At 73.0% G+C, this 13,779-nt stretch carries 13 protein-coding genes; 1 reads left to right on the forward strand and 12 read right to left on the reverse strand.

All coding sequences use genetic code 11. The features are described from left to right. Positions 1-27: 27 nt before the first annotated feature. On the forward strand, positions 28-711 hold the full coding sequence (locus tag ACIQIB_RS17675) for a phosphatase PAP2 family protein (RefSeq protein WP_400758822.1): 684 nt from the start codon (positions 28-30) through the stop codon (positions 709-711). 17 nt (positions 712-728) lie between these two features. Here ACIQIB_RS17675 and ACIQIB_RS17680 read toward each other — a convergent pair whose 3' ends face one another. From ACIQIB_RS17680 to ACIQIB_RS17735, 12 genes are read right to left on the reverse strand one after another with little or no spacing between them, the layout of a single operon-like run. Next, the gene (locus tag ACIQIB_RS17680; RefSeq protein WP_400758824.1) at positions 729-2,054 is read right to left on the reverse strand and encodes a glutamate-1-semialdehyde 2,1-aminomutase; all 1,326 of its coding nucleotides are present in this window, start codon (positions 2,052-2,054) and stop codon (positions 729-731) included. Between the two features lie 6 nt (positions 2,055-2,060). Further along, positions 2,061-2,609: a dTDP-4-dehydrorhamnose 3,5-epimerase family protein gene (locus ACIQIB_RS17685; RefSeq protein ID WP_400758827.1), complete on the reverse strand. Its 549-nt coding sequence runs from the start codon at positions 2,607-2,609 to the stop codon at positions 2,061-2,063. Beyond that, positions 2,606-3,817, reverse strand: a complete 1,212-nt coding sequence (locus tag ACIQIB_RS17690; protein ID WP_363607718.1) for a polysaccharide pyruvyl transferase family protein — start codon at positions 3,815-3,817, stop codon at positions 2,606-2,608. The genes ACIQIB_RS17685 and ACIQIB_RS17690 overlap by 4 nt, the downstream gene beginning before the upstream one ends. Then, on the reverse strand, positions 3,814-4,761 hold the full coding sequence (locus ACIQIB_RS17695) for a glycosyltransferase family 2 protein (protein ID WP_363607717.1): 948 nt from the start codon (positions 4,759-4,761) through the stop codon (positions 3,814-3,816). Before ACIQIB_RS17695 ends, ACIQIB_RS17690 begins: the two co-directional genes overlap by 4 nt. Beyond that, a complete protein-coding gene (locus ACIQIB_RS17700; RefSeq protein ID WP_400758920.1) occupies positions 4,758-6,083 on the reverse strand; it encodes a hypothetical protein in 1,326 nt (441 codons plus the stop codon). The genes ACIQIB_RS17695 and ACIQIB_RS17700 overlap by 4 nt, the downstream gene beginning before the upstream one ends. 5 nt (positions 6,084-6,088) lie before the next feature. Continuing rightward, on the reverse strand, positions 6,089-7,402 hold the full coding sequence (locus ACIQIB_RS17705; protein ID WP_400758832.1) for a DUF4910 domain-containing protein: 1,314 nt from the start codon (positions 7,400-7,402) through the stop codon (positions 6,089-6,091). Continuing rightward, on the reverse strand, positions 7,399-8,424 hold the full coding sequence (locus tag ACIQIB_RS17710; RefSeq protein WP_363607715.1) for an SDR family oxidoreductase: 1,026 nt from the start codon (positions 8,422-8,424) through the stop codon (positions 7,399-7,401). Before ACIQIB_RS17710 ends, ACIQIB_RS17705 begins: the two co-directional genes overlap by 4 nt. A gap of 3 nt (positions 8,425-8,427) precedes the next feature. After that, on the reverse strand, positions 8,428-9,090 hold the full coding sequence (locus tag ACIQIB_RS17715; protein WP_400657510.1) for a PIG-L deacetylase family protein: 663 nt from the start codon (positions 9,088-9,090) through the stop codon (positions 8,428-8,430). After that, a complete protein-coding gene (locus ACIQIB_RS17720; protein ID WP_400758835.1) occupies positions 9,087-9,929 on the reverse strand; it encodes a glucose-1-phosphate cytidylyltransferase in 843 nt (280 codons plus the stop codon). The genes ACIQIB_RS17715 and ACIQIB_RS17720 overlap by 4 nt, the downstream gene beginning before the upstream one ends. Further along, entirely contained in the window at positions 9,926-11,161 is a 1,236-nt protein-coding gene (locus ACIQIB_RS17725; protein ID WP_363607712.1) for a class I SAM-dependent methyltransferase, read from the reverse strand. The genes ACIQIB_RS17720 and ACIQIB_RS17725 overlap by 4 nt, the downstream gene beginning before the upstream one ends. Beyond that, on the reverse strand, positions 11,158-12,435 hold the full coding sequence (locus ACIQIB_RS17730; RefSeq protein ID WP_400758839.1) for a glycosyltransferase: 1,278 nt from the start codon (positions 12,433-12,435) through the stop codon (positions 11,158-11,160). Before ACIQIB_RS17730 ends, ACIQIB_RS17725 begins: the two co-directional genes overlap by 4 nt. A 2-nt stretch (positions 12,436-12,437) precedes the next feature. Then, positions 12,438-13,778, reverse strand: coding sequence for an O-antigen ligase domain-containing protein (locus tag ACIQIB_RS17735; protein WP_400758922.1), 1,341 nt, complete (start codon positions 13,776-13,778; stop codon positions 12,438-12,440). Between the last annotated feature and the right edge of the window lies 1 nt (position 13,779).

Below are 13,779 nucleotides of genomic sequence, written 5' to 3' on the forward strand. Positions count from 1 at the left end.
CGCGGGTCGACCGGACGCGGTGGGCATGTGACCGGCCGGCCGGCGGCCGCGGTGCTGCCCCCACCGCTGCGCGTGTGGCTCGGGCTGATCGCGACCCTCGCCGCACTGGTGGTCGCCGTGCTCGGGATCCGGTATGCCGACGAGGGCGAGCCCGGCATGGTGGACGCGCGGATCCAGGCGGCGGTGGACGGTGTGGGGCCGCCGTGGCGGTACGTCGCTCTGGCCGCGGACTCCTTGGGGGAACCCGTGGGAGCCGCGACGCTGGTCGTGGCCACCGTGACGGGCTGCCTGCTGCTTCGGCGTCCTCGCGCGGCGGTGTTCATCGTTGCCGGCGTCGGCATGACCGTGGCGACGGCGACGCTGCTCAAGCACCTGGTGGGACGCACCATCCACGGCGGGTACCTGTCCTACCCGAGCGGGCACACCGCCTTCGCCACCGCGCTCGCCCTCGCGGTGGCGATGCTCGCGACTCGCCGCCGGGACCGGGACGGGCTCGGCCCCGGCAGGACGGCCGGCACCTTGCTCGTGCTCGCCGCGGCGCTGGTCGCCGGCGCCGCCATGGGCTGGGCGCAGGTCGCTCTGGGCGCGCACTACCCGACCGACGCCCTCGGCGGCTGGTGTACCGCGCTGGCGGTGATACCGGCGACCGCGTGGCTGGTCGACCGGACGGCCGACCGGCTGGCCGACGCCGGTCGGCGGGAGCGTCGCTGACGTCACGTCACGTCACGTCACGCCAAGCGGCGGAATACGGGCTTCACCGGCCGCCCTGCCAGCCAGGGCGTGGGGTCGGCGGCGTCCAGTGCCTTCCGGTACACGGCGCATGCCTCGGCCACCACGTCGACGGTACGGTCGATGTCGGCGTCGCCGAGCGCGCTGCTCACCACGAACGACGGGGCCAGCACTCCGCCCGCGAGGAGCCGGCGCAGGAACAGGGTGCGGTACTGCTGCGACGGCTGCCGGTTCTCGTCGAGGGTGGCGAAGACCAGGTTGCTGGCCCGGCCCCGGACGACGAGGTGGTCGCCGACGCCCGCGCGGGCGGCGGCCTCGCGGACACCGGCGGCCAGCCGCTCGCCGAGGGCGTGCAGCCGAGCGGTGATGCCCTCCTCGGCGTAGGTGGTCTGCACCGCCATCGCGGCGGCCAGCGAGTGCGTTTCCGCACCGTGCGTGGTGGACAGCAGGAACACCCGGTCGCCGGAGTGACGCAGCCCGCCCCGCTCCATCAGGTCGCGGCGCCCGGCCAACGCGGAGACGGCGAACCCGTTGCCCAGCGCCTTGCCGAACGTGGAGAGGTCGGGGACGACGCCGTACAGGCCCTGGGCCCCCGCCTCGGACCAGCGGAAGCCGGTGATCATCTCATCGAAGATCAGTACGCAGCCGTGCCGGTCGGCCAGCTCGCGCAGGCCGGCGAGGTACCCGGGCGGCGGCTCGGCGTGGCCGGCGGGTTCGAGGATCAGGCAGGCGACCTCGCCCCGGTGGCGGGTGAGCAGTTCCTCGGTGGCCGCGAGGTCCCCGTACGGGAAAGAGACGGTGAGGTCGGTGATCGCCTCCGGGATGCCGGCGTTCATCGGGGTGGTGCCGATGAACCAGTCGTCGACGGAGAAGAACGGGTGGTCGGCGCAGATCGCCACCCGGGTGCGGCCGGTGACGGCGCGGGCGAGGCGTACGGCGGCGGTGGTGACGTCGGAGCCGTTCTTGGCGAACTTGACCATCTCGGCGGTGGGCACGGTGGCCAGGAAGCGTTCGGCGGCGTCGAGTTCGAGGATGGACGGCCGGGCGAAGTTGCTGCCCCGGTCGAGTTCGCGGCGGACGGCTTCGGTCACCCGCGGGTGGGCGTGGCCGAGGCTGACGGAGCGCAGGCCGGAGCCGTACTCGACGTAGCGGTTGCCGTCCACGTCCCAGACGTGGGCGCCGCGGCCGTGGCTGATGACCGGGGCGAGGTTCTCCGGGTACTGGTCGTCGCCCTTGGCGTAGGTGTGTGCGCCGCCGGGGATCAGGACGTGCAGCCGCTCGTTCGCCGCCCGGGACTTGGGGAGCTGGAAGTCGTCAACGGCCATGGGGGCTCAGTTCTCCTCAGAACGCAGGACCTCGGCGAGGCTCGGCGCCTCCCGGTCCCGCTTGGACATCGATATGGCCGGCAGCGGCCAGGGGATGGCGAGCTCCGGGTCGTCGAAGGCGATCGTCACGTCCTCGCTCGGGTCGTGCGGGCGGTCGATCCGGTACGAGATGTCGGCGTCGGTCAGCGCCTGGAAGCCGTGCGCGCACCCCGCCGGGATGTATACGCTCGCCTGCGTCTCGCCGGAGAGCTGGAAGGTGGCCACGTTGCGGTAGGTCGGCGAGCCGGGGCGCAGGTCCACGACCACGTCGAACACCTCCCCGTGCGAGCAGCGCACGATCTTGGCCTCCCCGGCGCCGGAGCGCAGGTGCATGCCGCGCAGCACGCCCCGCACCGAGCGGGAGACGCTGTGCTGCACGAAGGCCTTGGGGTCGATGCCCACCGAGCGCAGCACCTCGGCGTCGAAGGTGCGGCAGAAGAAGCCGCGCTCGTCGGCGTACGGGCTCGGGGTGAACAAGAACGCGCCGGCGATCGCCGGGACTTCGGTGACCTTCATGAGGAGTCCTTGGACAGAAAGAGGGCCCTGGTCAGGGCGGTGAACTGGTCCTCAAGGCGCCGGACGGCGGTCAGGTTCCGCTCGGTGAGGGTCCGCCGCAGCTCCCCCGATCGCTGCTCCAGCGCCCGGAACTGCTCGATCAGCCGGTCGGCGTCGACCTCGCGAGCCGGGTGGCAGTACGCGCCCAGCCCCATCCGGGCCATGAGCGCGTCGCTCTTCGCCGCGTAGCTCAGTGCGAGCGTCGGCGTGCCGACCTTCAGCGCGCAGATCAGGTTGTGGTACCGGGTCGCCACCACGGTGTCGGCAGCCGCCACCTCCTTCATCAGGTCGGCCAGTGAGGCCGCCTCGGCGGCGGTGACCAGCGGAGAGTCCACCGCGTCGAGGATCGCGGCGACCACCGGCACGTCGACCTCGTCGCCCATGAGCAGCCGGACCGGCCTGCCGTCCTCGACCAGCGCGCGGACGAACCGGGTCGTCCCGTCGAGGTAGCGCCGGTGGATCTCCTCGGCCCGGGCGCGGTCGTCGTTGCCGCCGTGGAAGGCCATGACGCCGACGCAGACCGGGCCCGGCCGGCCCGGGGACGCGCTCGCCGGCGGCGTCGGCAGGGAGAAGGCGAGGTCCGGGTAGACCTCGTCCCGCGCGGTGTCCACGCCCATCGCCCGCATCGCGTCGCGGGACGGGGCGTCCCGGTACGACCGGTACGCGGCCAGCCGCGCCGACCAGCGCACCAGGGCCCGGGTGGGCCGGTTGCCGATCGCGGCGGCGCCGACGCAGACCAGCGCCACCCGGGTGCCGAACAGCCGGCCGGACGCGCAGAGCAGGAACAGCGAGTACGGGAAGCCCCACGGCCGCAGCGGCAGCGTGGCCTCCAGGACGCCCATGCCCGGCACGATCACCACGTCGTGCCGGCGCACCCAGGCAGCGGTGCGGAAGGCGTCGACGAGCTTGCCCAGGCCCTTCGCCGCGATCGCGCCCGCCCGCGATGCGGTCCGGTACTCCCCGCGGTACCAGTGCATCCGCGTCGCGGGGATCCGGTACCGGGTCGCGACGACCTCGGGTCCGCCGCACAGCGCGTCCACGACCGCCGCCGGGTGCTCGGTGCGGAGGTAGCCGAGCACGGCCTCGAGCGACCCGTCGTTGCCGAGGTTGCCGGAGCCGAGCAGGCCGAACACCCCGACGCGCACCGGAGTTCCGTCCGCCGACGTCATACCTGCCTCCCCTCACGTCCGGCCACGAGGGCGTCGACGGAGACCGTGAGCAGGGCCGGGTCGACCGGGGCGCGGTCCTCGACCCGCTCGCCGGCGCCCGGCCGGACCCGGCTGGCCATCCATGCGGCCAGGTGGCGGTAGCACGCGCGCCGGTCGTCCGGGGACAACGGCGCCCGCCGGATCGCCGCGACGAAGCCCCAGACGTACTCGGCGAGCAGCCGGGGCGTCGGGTGCAGCGGGCCTGCCCGGCGCGGGTCCAGGTTGACGCACCGGGAGCGTTTGGAAGGGTTCGCCCGCTCGGCGCGGGTGGGGTGGTCGCGGCGGAAGTACAGCAGCTCCGACACCTGGTGGAAGGGCCCGCGCAGGCCGATCTCGGCGACGAACGTGCGGTCCGCGTGGTGGTAGCTGTCGAGCGGCTTCACCCGGCGCAGCACGTCGGCCCGCATCACCCCGTAGAAGTCGTCGCCACCGGGCTCGAACAGCATGCTGCGGAAGCGCTCCGGCGCGTGCGGCGAGTCGGTGGCGAGCCCGTACTCGTAGGGGACCTTCACCTGGCCGTCGCCGTCGACGACCGCCTGGTCGGCGTGCGCGAGGATCACGTCCGGCCGCTCGTCCAGCGTCTCCACGCAGCGCAGCAGCAGGTCCCGGGCGTACAGGTCGTCGTGCGAGGCCCACTTGAACAGCTCGCCACGGCACTCGGTGAACACGTGGTTGTGGTTCGGTGCGGCGCCGATGTTCCGGGGCAGCCGGAGGTACCGGATGCGCGAGTCCCGCGCGGCGTACCGGCGGCAGATGTCCTGGGTCGCGTCGGTCGAGGCGTTGTCGGAGATGACCAGCTCGAAGTCCTCGTAGGTCTGGCCGAGCAGGGCGTCGAGCGACTCGGCGAGGTATTCCTCGCCGTTGTAGACGGGCAGGCCGATGCTCAACCGGGGAAGGGCGGTCATGGCGTCCTCACTTCGGGGATGGGGTTCCGGCGGTGCTCGCGCAGGGCGGACCGCAGTTGCAGCCACCACACGGCCGAGCCGCTGACGGTCGCGGCGGCGACGCCCCAGGCCGAGCCGACCGTGCCGGCGACGGCCGCCCCGCCGAGCCCGCCGCCGACATAGCAGGCGGAGGCGAACAGCTGACAGCGCAGGCTGCGCCGGGCCGCGCCGAGCGCGCGCAGCCCGGCGGCCGCGCCGGTGCCGAGGCCCGCGCCCGCGACGCTGAGGGTGACCGGCATGATGAGCGCCGCGGAGGAGTGCCAGACCCCGCCGAGCACCAGCTCGCCGAGCCGGTCCGGCATCAGCAGCAGCGCCCCGCCCCAGAGCAGTGCGGCGGCGGCCTGCCCGCCGCCCAGCAGGAGGCAGAACGGGCCGAGGCGGTGCGGGGCCTGACGTAGCACCCGTGCCGCCTCCGGGACGGTGACCAGCGACAGCCCCATCAGCAGAGCGAGGAACGGGCCGAGCAGGAGCTCGGCGCCCCGGACCGCACCCACCGCGGCGACCCCGACGATCGCGCCGAGCCCGTACGCCCGCAGCTGGCTCGCGCCGCTGAGGCTGACGTTCTCGACCAGGTACCGGTAGCCGAGATCGCGCTGCTCGCGAAGCCACCCGCGCGCCTGGGCCACCCGGGGCCGGATGCCGGACTGAAAACACCCGTACCCCGCGGCCACCGCGGCGGAGGCGCCCCAGGCCAGCAGGAAGGCGGCCACGCTGCCCACGCGGGCCGCCACGACCATGGCCGGGACGAGCGCGACGCCCTGCACGAGGTCGTTGGCGAACGCCTTCTGCCCGGTGCCGGCGGCGAAGAACGCGAACCGCCAGGCGTCCTGCAGCAGCAGCGCCGGCAGGACGACGCCGAGGCAGGCGAACGCGGGCCCCACGCGGCCGCCGAGGCCGAGCCCGACCAGCAGACACACGGCGCCGAGGGCGGCACCGACGCCGAGCGCGGCACCCGACGACCGGGCCACCGCCGCGCGCCAGAGCGCGTCCGGCACACCGCTGAAGCGCACCACGAGCGGGTCGGTCGCCAGCCCGCGGGCGACGTTGAGCACCAGGCCGTAGGCCAGCCAGGCCAGGCTGAACACGCCGAACGCGGTCACCCCCAGCGAGCGTGCCACGTAGATCCCCACCGCGAAGTTGGTCATGCTGGAGGCCGCCTGGTCGGCCAGTCCCCAGGACAGCCGGCCGACGACGGCCCGCTTGGCGGTCCGCCGGGCTTCTCCGGGCGCCTCCGCCGATGTGGCTGTCGCCGGTGTCGTCGTCTTCACCCCCTCGGTGGTCATCGGCGTCATGCCTTGATCAGCCCGGCGCCCCGCAGGGCGCCGGCCGCGACGGCGACCGTGTCGAACGGCAGCCCGGACCGCTCGGAGACGTCCAGCAGACTGTGCTCGCCGTCGGAGAGGCTGAGCACCCAGAGCATGGCCAGCTGGGCCTGCTTCGCGTCGCTGCGGCCGCCGAGCGAGTCGTACAACCCGCGCCGGCCCAGCTGTGGTTCGCCGTAGGGGCTGAGGTTGAGGTACCGCCGGTTGCGGTCGAGAACGCCGAATGCCTCGCGGCAGACGGCGAGCGTGTCCGCCATCGCCTCCGGGGAGACGAAGTCCGGGTTGTCCGCCGAGGTGTGGTACTCGGGGTACCCGGCGTACGGGGTCCGGCTGAGCGAGCCGACGCCGAGATCGAACCCGGGCGAGCAGAACTGTCGCTCGTCGTAGCCGTACGGAGTGAACTCGGTGACGCTGTGCGGGCGTTCGGATGCGAGCAGGACGTGCCGCATCACCCGGTCGATCTCCGCGTCGCCGCGCCTGCTCTGCTTGTACGTCAGCCGGCCCGGGTCGCCGGCGCAGGCCAGCACCAGCCCGTGCTTGACCCTTCCCCCCGCTCTCGGCTCCGCTGGAGCAGGGGATACCCCACCCACCCGCTCCGCGTTGCGGGCCAGCCAGGTGATCGCCCCGATGGTGCCGGGCGCGAACAGGAACCGGTAGGTGTACCACGGCGTCCGCTCCGCCAGCGCCCGCGCCAGGAACGTCGCCACCGCGATGCCCGCCAGGTTGTCGTTGGCCAGCGACGGGTGGCAGACGTGGCAGGAGACGATCACCTCGTCGGGGACCTGCCCGGGGACGACGTGCTCGGCGTAGGTGAGGTGGCCGTCCGTGAGGGTGGAGTCGATGCGCACCTCGTACTCGCCGTCCGGCAGCGCGTCCAAGGTCTCCTGGGCCAGGCAGAACCCCCATTCCGGCGTGTAGTAGCTGGTGCGGTACGGCACCCAGGTCGGGTGGTCCGGCAGGGTGTGCAGGTGTCCGCGCAGCTCGGTCAGCGGCATGGTCGCCGCCACCGGCACGCTGTAGCCGAGCACGTGCAGGCTGGACGCGGCGAAGTCGACGACCCGGTTGCCGGCGGTGTCGGCGATGTACGCGTCCCGGATGTTCCACTCCTGCGGCACCGTCCAGTCGAGCACCTGCGTCCCGGTCGGCACCTCGTGCACCTGCAGCGGGACGTACTCGCCGACGATCTCCAGGGTGGCGCGCACACCGTCGCCGGTGATGCTCCGGCACAGCGGGTACAGCCGCTCCACCAGCGCGTGCATCTGTTCGCCGACCGTGGTCATCGGCGCCACCGCAGGGTGTCGTCGACGGTGCCGGCGTCGGACGCCGCGCGCAGCACGGCCAGCCGGGTGAAGCGCCGCTCGAAGCCCTCCCGGGTCAGCCCGAACTTCCGGTAGGCGTCGGCGAGTTCGAGCGCGCCCCGCTTCACCGTCCACTCGCAGTCGAAGCCGGGTACGGCGGCGCGGAACCGGGAGAAGTCCACCCGGTACGACCGCGGATCGGCACCGGCCTCCCCGGTGATCACCACCCGCGAGCCGGGCACCGCCTCGGCGACCTGCCCGGCGATCTCGGCGACCGTGACGTTGTTGGTCTCGCTGCCGATGTTGAACGCCCGGTCGTGCACCGCTTCGCGCGGCGCGATCAGCGCGGCCGCGAAGGCCCGGGCGATGTCGGCGGCGTGCACCAGCGGGCGCCAGGGGGTGCCGTCGGAGAGCACCAGCACCTCGCCGGACAGGAGCGCGTGGCCCACCAGGTTGTTCAGCACGATGTCGGCGCGCAGCCGGGGCGAGTAGCCGAAGGCGGTGGCGTTGCGCATGAACACCGGGCTGAAGTCGCCGTCGGCCAGCGCGTGCAGGTCGTCCTCCACCCGCACCTTGGACTCCGCGTACGGCGTCACCGGGCGCAGCGGGGCGTCCTCGGCCACCAGGTCGTCGCCGCCGGCGGCGCCGTAGACCGAGCAGGTGGACGCGTACAGGAAGCGCCGCACTCCGGCGTCGCGGGCCAGTCGGGCCAGCCGTACGGAGGCGTGGTGGTTGATGTCGTAGGTGAGGTCCGGCGCCAGCGAGCCCAGCGGGTCGTTGGACAGCGCGGCCAGGTGGATCACGGCGTCCACCCCGGCCACGTGGTCGGCCGTGACGTCGCGCAGGTCCACCCGCTGCCCCGGCGGGTCCGCGGGCGGCGGGCCGAGGACGCAGTCCGCGAACAGGCCGGCGTCCAGGCCGACGACTTCGTGCCCGGCGGCCGCGAGGACCGGGGCCATCACGGTGCCCAGGTAGCCCTGGTGTCCGGTCAGCAGTACACGCATGGTTCATCCCCCCAGATTGAGAGTGCCCAGATTGAGAGTGAGTTTGGTGACGGCGAACGCCTCGGCGTAGCGCGCGTGGCATTCGATGCCGCGGATCCGCGCCAGCCCGAGGAAGGCCTCCCGGTCGTACCAGGGCCGGTGCCGTTGCGAGGGGTAGTGCTCCTGCAACAGCCGCACCTTCTGTTCGGCGGTCTCCGGCGACAGCGGCTGGTACGCCGCCGGGCGGCCGAGGTCGCCGTCCCACTTGACGATCTCGTAGCCGAGCACGAGGTGGTCGCGGAACCCGGTGGTCACCAGCTTCGCCAGGCCGCGGTGATCCTGGTGCGCGTCGTCGGTACGCGGTGCGAGGACCAGGTCCGGCTCGGTCCGCGCGCGCAGCTCCTCGACCGCGGCCTTGGCCTCGTCCCAGTGCGCGGGCAGCCGGCCGTCCGGCAGTTTGAGCACGGTCAGGCGCAGTTCGGCACCCGGGCAGAAGGCGGCGAGCGCGGCCCGCTCCTCCTGCTCCCGCTCGCTGCCACCGCCGGAGAGCACCAGCGCGTCGACACGGACGCCCGGCCGCGCGAGGCACATCGTCAGCAGCGTGCCGCCGGCGCCGATGGCGATGTCGTCGCAGTGCGCCCCTACCGCGACGATCCGGTCCAGGTGCCCGGCCCCGAGCCGGATCACGCGGTCCCCGCCCCGGTGCCGTCCCCGCCGCCGTCCCCGCCGCCGGTCGCGCCCGCCCCCGCGCCATCCCGTTCCCACACGGCCCACGGGCGGTCGCCCCGGGCGTAGGCGGCGTCGAGCGCGGCCCGCTCCTTCACGGTGTCGGTCGGCTTCCAGAAGCCGCGGTGCTGGTGTGCCACCAGCCGGCCGCGCTTGGCCAGTCCGGTACATCCGTCGGCGACCAGGTCCCCGTTCTCCGGGATGTGGTCGAAGACCTCCTGGCGGAGCACGAAGTAGCCGCCGTTCTCCCACAGCGGCAGTTCGCTCACCGCGGTGATGCCCCCCACCAGGCCGTCCTCGCCCAGGTCCACGCAGTGGAACGAGGACTGCGGCGGCACCACCATCATCGACGCACCGGCGTCGCGCCGGGCGAACCGGTCGATCATCTCCGGCAGCGGGGCGTCGGTGAGCACGTCGGCGTAGTTGGCGAGGAACATCTCGTCGCCGTCCAGGTGGTGCCGCACCCGGCGCAGCCGCTCTCCGATCGGCGACTCGATGCCGGTCTGCGCGAACGTGATGGTCCAGGAGGCGATGTCGGTGGACAGCAGCTCGGTCTGCCCGTTGCGCAGCACGAAGTCGTTGGACGTCGTCTCCTCGTAGTTGAGGAAGAAGTTCTTGATGTGGTGGGCCCCGTACCCGAGACACAGGATGAACTCCGTGTGCCCGAAGTACGCGTAGTAGCGCATGACGTGCCAGATCAGCGGCCGCGGACCGACCATCGCCATCGGCTTGGGCACGTCGTCGGAGGCTCCGCTGCGCATCCGCAGCCCATAACCGCCGCAGAACAGTACGACCTTCATGGCTTCACCTCGACAATGCTCAGTTCCGGGATGGGAAAGACCAGCCGGCCGCCCCAGGCGTGCACGAAGGACAACTGCTCGACCAGCTCGGCCCGCAGGTTCCACGGGAGGACGAGGACGTAGTCCGGCCGGTCGGTGCTGATCTGCTCCGGCGGCAGGATCGGGATGCGGGTGCCCGGGGTGAACCTGCCGTGCTTGTAGGGGTTGCGGTCGACCGTGTACGGGAGCAGGTCGGGCCGGATGCCGCAGTGGTTGAGCAGGGTGTTGCCCTTGCCCGGGGCGCCGTAGCCGACGACCGTCTCGCCGCGCTCGGCCGCCTCGATGAGGAACCGCAGGAGGTCCCGGCGCACCTTGGCCACCCGGGCGGAGAACTCGGTGTACCCGGACAGCTCCTGCAGCCCGGCGGCCTTCTCCCGGTCCAGCACGTCGGCCACCCGCCGGGTCGGCTCGCCGGCCGCCTCGGCCGGCCGGGCCCACAGCCGGATGGAGCCGCCGTGCGTGGGCAGCAGCTCGACGTCCACGAGCGCGAGTCCGCCGCTCGCCAGCGCCCGGGTCGCGGACGCGACCGTGTAGTACTGGAAGTGCTCGTGGTAGATCGTGTCGTACTGGTTCTCCTCGATCAGGGTCAGCAGGTGCTGCACCTCGATGGAGACCCAGCCGTCGTCGGCGACCAGGGCGCGCAGCCCCCGGGTGAACCCGACCACGTCGGGGATGTGCGCGTACACGTTGTTGGCCACGACCAGGTCCGCCGGGCCGTGCTCGGCGCGGACGGCCGAGCCGGTGGCCGGGTCCAGGAACTCCGTGAGCGTGGGCACACCCGCGTCCCGCGCCGCGGCGCCGACGTTCACCGACGGTTCGATGCCGAGGCAGCGGATCCCCCGGTCCACCACGTGCCTGAGCAGGTACCCGTCGTTGCTCGCGACCTCGACCACGAAGGCGTCGGGGCCGAGATCCAGCCGCTGTACGGCATCGGCGACGAACGTGCGTGCGTGCTCCACCCAGGAGGTCGAGTAGGAGGAGAAGTACGCGTACTGCGTGAACGTCTCCTCCGGTGTGATCAGCGGAGGGATCTGCGCGAGCCAGCAGTCGGTGCAGACCCGCAGGTGCAGCGGGTACGCCGGCTCCGGCCGGTCCAGTCGGTCCGCGGCGAGAAAGCTCTCGCACGGCGGGGTCGCCCCGAGATCGACGACGCTCGCCATCGCCGCCGAGCCGCAGAGTCGGCATCGTGTCATCTACTGCCCCCATTCCTGCTCGCGCGGGTGCCCCGCCGCGAGCCAGCGTTTCCGTTTCCTGCCGGCGGCGCGCCGTCCGCGCCGCCGGACCGACCCGCGATCGCGGTGCGGTACTCCTCCACCAGGCGCTCCAGCCCGACGGCCGGGCTGAAGTTCTGCTCGTATCGGCGCCGGGCCGCCTGGCCCATCTCCCGGTTGCGGGCCGGCCCGGCCGTGATCCGGCGCAGGCAGGACGCGAGCGAGGCGGGCTCGCCCGGCTGGTGCAGCAGCCCGGTCACCCCGTCCTCGACGAGTTCGACGAAGGCACCGTGACCGGCGGCGACGGCCGGGACCCCCGCCGCCATCGCCTCCGCGATCACCAGGCCGAACGTCTCCAGGGACGTCGAGGGAGCCACCACGGCGACCGACCGCGCGACGGCCTGCTCGCACTGGGCCCGGTCGTACAGGCCGACGTACCGCACGTCGTCCCGGCCCGCCGCCCAGGCGGTCACCTCTTGCCGCAGTGGCCCCGAGCCGGCGAGCACGAGCGGCACGCCCACACCGCCGTCCGCGGCGATCTCGTCCCACGCGGCCATGAGCAGCCGCACGCCCTTGGCCTCCGCGAGCCGGCCGAGGAAGAGCAGCTGCTCGCCGTCGCCCGTCCGGCGGGCGCCCGGGTCGGGTACGAAGTTGTGCTTCACCGCCAGCCGCTCGGACGGCATGCCGGACCGCACCAGGACGTCACGCTGCGCCGCGGAGATGCAGAGGAACCGCTCCACGCCGGACCACCACCGCCGCCGGTTGACCGACAGGCTGACCGCGAGCGGCACCGTCGCCAGCCGGGAGTTCCGGTAGCAGCCGTGCCGGACGGCGGGCAGCGTCGCCGCCGGCCCGACGCACTCGGTGCACTGCCGGCCGTCCCGCCACAGCGTGCCGGGCGGGCAGACCTGGGTGTAGTTGTGCAGCGTGGCGACGGCGGGCACACCGGCGTCGGCGCAGGCGGCCAGCACCGCGGGCGACAGGAGCGGGAAGACGTTGTGGACGTGCACCACGTCCGGCCGCTCGGTGCGCAGCCGGGCGGCGAGCTCCGCGCGGACCGCCGGGTTCCACGGCACCAGCAGCGGCACCGCGGCCTTGCCCAGCAGGGACCGGGCGGCGATGTCGTCGCTGCGCCGCTCGAACACCTCGACCCGGTGGCCGGCCTCGCGCAGCAGCCCCACCTCCTGGTCGACGACCTCGTTCTCCCCGCTCGGCTGCGCCGAGGAGTAGCGGTTGTGCACCACGAGGATGTGCATGGTCAGGTCACCTCCCGATTCCGGTCCCGGCGCGGGATGCGTCGTCGCGGGACTGCGGGCGTTGTCAAAGGTGTCGTCAAGGACGTGGTCAGGGATGTCGTCAAGGGCGCGGCCTCGGCGGGTGTCGCGAGCAGGGCGGCGGCCAGGGCCAGGTGCAGCAGGTACGGAGAGGCGTCGCCGAGCCCGGCCTCGGTGTACGACGACATCGCGACGTAGGTGATCAGGAAGATCGCGCAGGCCCTCGACAGCGACGGCGGGCGCAGCAACGCGACCCCGCCCAGCGCGAGGAGGATCGCCGCCACGACGGCGATGCCGAGCAGACCCTGTTCGTTGTAGACGGCCAGCCAGCTGTTGTCGATCGGCAGCCCGCCGAAGGACTTGTCGCCCAGACCTGTGCCGAACACCTTCTCCGGGATCGTCCGGGGCTCCGTCAGCAGGGCGTCCCAGACCTTGGCCCGACCGGTGAGGTTGGAGAAGTTCTCCTTGCTCTGTCCGCGCATGAACCACGTCTGCAGCGCGGAGGCGAACGCCACCGCGGCCACCGTGGCGCACAGCACCGCCCAGGAGAAGAACCGGCGGGCGGCGGCGCTGGTCAGGATGAGCGAGCCGATCGCCACCGCCAACCCGACGAGCAGGCCGATCGTGGCCGTCCTGGTGTGGGTCATCGCGAGCAGGACGAAGGACGGCACGATGATCACCGCCGCGCCGGCCCCGGTGGTCCGGCCGTCCAGCAGGAGCAGCACGGTGAGCCCGATGATCACCGCGGAGTACTGTCCGATCTGCGGCGGGGTGAGCGGCCACAACGCGCCGACCAGGCGCCCGCCGTAGTACTCGGGCATGGCCGTGCCCGGTGAGATGACCAGACCGGCGGCCACCGACACGAGCACCGCGAAATACATCCGGATGTGGGTCCGGACGAACAGCAGGCTGTCGGCCCACCAGCGGCTGATCAGCCACAGCGTGCTGATGAAGATCGTCAGCCGGCCGCAGCGGAACAGCGCACCGAACCCGACCTCCAGATGCAGGCTGGAGATCACGCTCGGCACCAGCAGCATGGTGAGCAGGAACAGAAAGGCGCCGGTCCGGACGCGCAGCCGGAGGTTGAGCGCGAGCGCCAGCGCGAACGCGGAGACCAGCGAGCCCATGGTGGCCATCTGGATGAGGGAGCGGGGCAGCGTGACGATGGTCTTCGCCCCGGCGGAGCCGAGCGTGTTGAGGCCCAGCAGCGCCCAGACGATCCAGACGGCCTTCGGCGTGCCGTCAGGGCCGTGTTCGGCGCCGGGCCGCGCGGTCGCCTGATTCGGTCCGCCCGTCGGCCCGCCGCGCGTCCGGTCCCCGCGCACC

The organism is Kitasatospora sp. NPDC092286 (assembly GCF_044755565.1).
Lineage (GTDB): Bacteria > Actinomycetota > Actinomycetes > Streptomycetales > Streptomycetaceae > Kitasatospora.

Coding starts and splice junctions, on each gene's coding strand:
- ACIQIB_RS17700 (WP_400758920.1), bottom strand. CDS start 6,083: ATGACCACCGAGGGGGTGAAGACGACGACACCGGCGACAGCCACATCG.
- ACIQIB_RS17690 (WP_363607718.1), bottom strand. CDS start 3,817: ATGACGTCGGCGGACGGAACTCCGGTGCGCGTCGGGGTGTTCGGCCTG.
- ACIQIB_RS17695 (WP_363607717.1), bottom strand. CDS start 4,761: ATGACCGCCCTTCCCCGGTTGAGCATCGGCCTGCCCGTCTACAACGGC.
- ACIQIB_RS17685 (WP_400758827.1), bottom strand. CDS start 2,609: ATGAAGGTCACCGAAGTCCCGGCGATCGCCGGCGCGTTCTTGTTCACC.
- ACIQIB_RS17725 (WP_363607712.1), bottom strand. CDS start 11,161: ATGACACGATGCCGACTCTGCGGCTCGGCGGCGATGGCGAGCGTCGTC.
- ACIQIB_RS17730 (WP_400758839.1), bottom strand. CDS start 12,435: ATGCACATCCTCGTGGTGCACAACCGCTACTCCTCGGCGCAGCCGAGC.
- ACIQIB_RS17720 (WP_400758835.1), bottom strand. CDS start 9,929: ATGAAGGTCGTACTGTTCTGCGGCGGTTATGGGCTGCGGATGCGCAGC.
- ACIQIB_RS17705 (WP_400758832.1), bottom strand. CDS start 7,402: ATGACCACGGTCGGCGAACAGATGCACGCGCTGGTGGAGCGGCTGTAC.
- ACIQIB_RS17680 (WP_400758824.1), bottom strand. CDS start 2,054: ATGGCCGTTGACGACTTCCAGCTCCCCAAGTCCCGGGCGGCGAACGAG.
- ACIQIB_RS17710 (WP_363607715.1), bottom strand. CDS start 8,424: ATGCGTGTACTGCTGACCGGACACCAGGGCTACCTGGGCACCGTGATG.